General features: G+C 71.2%; 4 protein-coding genes. 2 read left to right on the forward strand and 2 right to left on the reverse strand.

What is annotated here, in order from left to right; translation table 11 throughout:
* The first annotated feature begins 84 nt into the window (after nt 1-84).
* Nucleotides 85-393 (forward strand): DUF397 domain-containing protein, encoded by a 309-nt coding sequence (locus FOE67_RS21105; RefSeq protein ID WP_228474130.1) that lies wholly within the window; start codon nt 85-87, stop codon nt 391-393.
* A gap of 37 nt (nt 394-430) precedes the next feature.
* Here the strand turns inward: FOE67_RS21105 and mqnP are convergent, their stop codons facing one another.
* Entirely contained in the window at nt 431-1,354 is a 924-nt protein-coding gene (mqnP, locus tag FOE67_RS21110; protein WP_323385225.1) for a menaquinone biosynthesis prenyltransferase MqnP, read from the reverse strand.
* Complete coding sequence (locus FOE67_RS21115; RefSeq protein ID WP_182666420.1) at nt 1,351-2,802, reverse strand: menaquinone biosynthesis decarboxylase; 1,452 nt, start codon at nt 2,800-2,802, stop codon at nt 1,351-1,353. The genes mqnP and FOE67_RS21115 overlap by 4 nt, the downstream gene beginning before the upstream one ends.
* Nucleotides 2,803-2,889: 87 nt before the next feature.
* Between FOE67_RS21115 and FOE67_RS21120 the strand changes: the two genes are divergently transcribed.
* A partial coding sequence (locus tag FOE67_RS21120) for a PLDc N-terminal domain-containing protein (protein ID WP_182666421.1) occupies nt 2,890-3,117 on the forward strand: 228 nt, incomplete at its 3' end.

Raw genomic sequence — 3,117 nt, forward strand, 5'->3', positions numbered from 1 at the left:
TGCGTCAGATGGGTATAAGAGAACGGTGGGACGGGGCGCGGGGGACGGCAGCGGACCACGACGGACGACGGAAAGGGCCCGGGGATGACACCGACCGACGACCGGCGGCTCGGCGAGGGCGGGATGCCGGTGCTCGGCGAGGCGGAGGCGGCCCGGCTGGACTGGGTGCGCGCCGAGGTGGAGGACGGCTCCGACGAGCACTGCTTCGAGGTGGCGCTGGACGGCGGGTGGGTGCACATCCGGCAGACCGACGACCCGGCGGCGATCGTGACCACCACCCGGAGCAAGTGGGACGCCTTCGTCCTGGGGGTGCGGAACAACGAGTTCGACCACTTCGTCACGGATGTCCCGGCGCCGACCGGGACCGACCGGCCGGACCCGGCCGGCGCCTGACCCCGGTCGGTGACCCCGGCCCGGGCGGGCGCCGCCGTCAGCGGCCGAGTCCGCGCACCAGCAGGTCGACGAGGGCGAAGAGGAACAGGCTGATGCCGACGAAGCCGTTGACGGTGAAGAACGCCCGGTTCAGCCGGCTCAGGTCGTCCGGCCGCACGATGGAGTGCTCGTAGGCGAAGGCCACCGCGACCACCACCAGCCCCACCCACCAGGCGAGACCCGCCCCCGTGAGCAGCCCGAACCACACCAGCAGGGCGAGCGTCACCGCGTGGCAGGCGCGCGCCCCGTACAGGGCGGCGGCGATGCCGAAGCGGGCCGGTACCGAGCGCACCCCCTCCGCGCGGTCGGCGGCCACGTCCTGGCAGGCGAAGATGAGGTCGAAGCCGCCGATCCAGATGCCCACGGCCAGGCCGAGGACGACCGCCTCCCAGGACCAGGCGCCGGTGACGGCCAGCCAGGCGCCGACCGGGCCCATGGCCTGGGCGAGCCCGAGGATCGCGTGCGGGAAGTCGGTGAACCGCTTGCCGTAGGGGTAGACCACCATCGGCACCACGGCGACCGGGGCCAGCATCAGGCACAGCGGGTTGAGCAGGGCGGCGGCGCCCAGGAAGACGGCGAGCGCGATCAGCGCGCCGGTCCACGCGGTGCGCACCGACAGCGCGCCGGTGACCAGCTCGCGGGTCGCGGTGCGCGGGTTGCGGGCGTCGATCTCCCGGTCGATGATCCGGTTGGCCGCCATGGCGAAGGTGCGCAGGCCGACCATGGCCACGGTGACCAGCAGGATCGTCCACCACTCCACCCGGCCGCCGTCGTCCACCAGCATGGCGGTGAGGGTCGCCAGGTAGGCGAAGGGCAGGGCGAAGACCGAGTGCTCGATCATCACCAGCCGCAGGAACGCCCGCACCCGCCCCCGGGGGCCGGGAGCGGGTGCGGGGCGGTGCCGCGCGTCGGGGACGGTCACAGCCCGTATTCCTTCCACCGTTCGGTGACGCGTCGGGCGGTGTCGGGGTCGGAGACGATCATCTCCGGCCAGCCGCCGTCGCGGGTGTAGCCCTCCTCCGGCCACTTGGCGGTGGCGTCGATGCCCGCCTTGCCGCCCCAGAACTGCTGGTAGGAGGCGTGGTCGAGGTGGTCGACCGGGCCCTCGGTGAGCATGAGGTCGCGGGAGTAGTCGGTGTTGCCCAGCGCCCGCCAGGCCACCTCGTGCAGGTCGTGGACGTCACAGTCGGCGTCCACCACGATGATCAGCTTGGTCAGCGACATCATGTGCGCGCCCCAGATGGCGGACATCACCTTCTGGGCGTGCTTGGGGTACTTCTTGTCGATCGAGACGATCGCGCAGTTGTGGAAGCCGCCCGCCTCCGGCAGGTGGTAGTCGACGATGTCCGGGATGATCACCTTCAGCAGCGGCAGGAAGAACCGCTCGGTGGCGCGTCCCAGCGGGCCGTCCTCGGTGGGCGGGCGGCCGACCACGATGGACTGGAAGACCGGCCGCCGGCGCATGGTGACGCAGTCGATGGTCAGCGCCGGGAAGGGCTCCTGCGGGGTGTAGAAACCGGTGTGGTCGCCGAACGGGCCCTCGGGGAGGGTCTCGCCGGGGGTCAGCCACCCCTCCAGCACGACCTCGGCCCGGGCGGGCACCTGGAGCGGCACGGTGCGGCAGTCCACCATCTCCACCCGCTTGCCCTGCACGAAGCCGGCGAACAGGTATTCGTCGATGTCCCCCGGCAGGGGGGCGGTGGCGGCGTAGGTGACGGCGGGCGGGCACCCGAAGGCGATCGCCACCGGCAGCCGCTCGCCGCGCCGGGCGGCGACCTGGTAGTGGTTGCGGCTGTCCTTGTGGATCTGCCAGTGCATCCCTATGGTGCGCCGGTCGTGCCGCTGGAGTCGGTACAGGCCCAGGTTCCGCACGCCGCTGTCCGGGTCCTTCGTGTGGGTCAGGCCCAGGTTGAAGAAGGAGCCGCCGTCGCCGGGCCAGGTGAACAGCGCGGGCAGGGCGTCGAGGTCCACGTCCCCGCCCTCCAGGACCACCTCCTGCACCGGCGCCGACTTCACCTTCCTCGGCGGGACGTGTGTCATCGCGCCGAGCTTGCCGAACGCCTCGCGCATCCCGACGAATCCCTGCGGGAGTTCCGGTTTCAGCAAACCGGCGATCTTCTCGCCGATCTCGGAATAGGAATCCAGGCCGAGTGCCTTGAGCATCCGACGATCCGTGCCGAAGACGTTCATCGCCAATGGCATGTCCGAACCCTTGACGTTCTCGAACAGCAGGGCGGGTCCGCCGGCCTTGTTGACGCGATCGGTGATCTCGCCCACTTCGAGGTGCGGATCGACCTCCGCCGTCACGCGTGTGAGGTCCCCGTCGCGTTCCAGAGCCCGCAGCAACCCGCGGAGGTCGTCGTATGCCATGGGCCCCAGTATTCCGGACGCATTACCCTTGGCCTTGTCAGGGGGCCCCGACGCGGCCCGGTACACCTCTTACCAGGGGGACACGACATGCTCAGGGTACTGATGTTCCTGGCTCTGCTCGGGCTGGCCATCTTCGCCCTCGTGGACTGCATCCGGACCAGCAACGACGACGTCAGGCATCTGCCGAAGCCGGTGTGGATGATGGTGATCGTCTTCGCCTGGGTGATCGGCCCCGTCGCGTGGCTCCTCCTCGGCAGGCGGCGGTCCTTCCCCGCCGCGCGCGCCGGCGGTGGCGGGGTGCGCCGGGGCGGGGGC

Source organism: Streptomyces calidiresistens, assembly GCF_014141525.1.
GTDB classification, from domain to species: domain Bacteria; phylum Actinomycetota; class Actinomycetes; order Streptomycetales; family Streptomycetaceae; genus Streptomyces; species Streptomyces calidiresistens.

Bases quoted from the DNA above. Each gene is read 5' to 3' on its own strand.
- FOE67_RS21105 (WP_228474130.1), top strand. From the start codon at position 85: ATGACACCGACCGACGACCGGCGGCTCGGCGAGGGCGGGATGCCGGTG.
- FOE67_RS21115 (WP_182666420.1), bottom strand. From the start codon at position 2,802: ATGGCATACGACGACCTCCGCGGGTTGCTGCGGGCTCTGGAACGCGAC.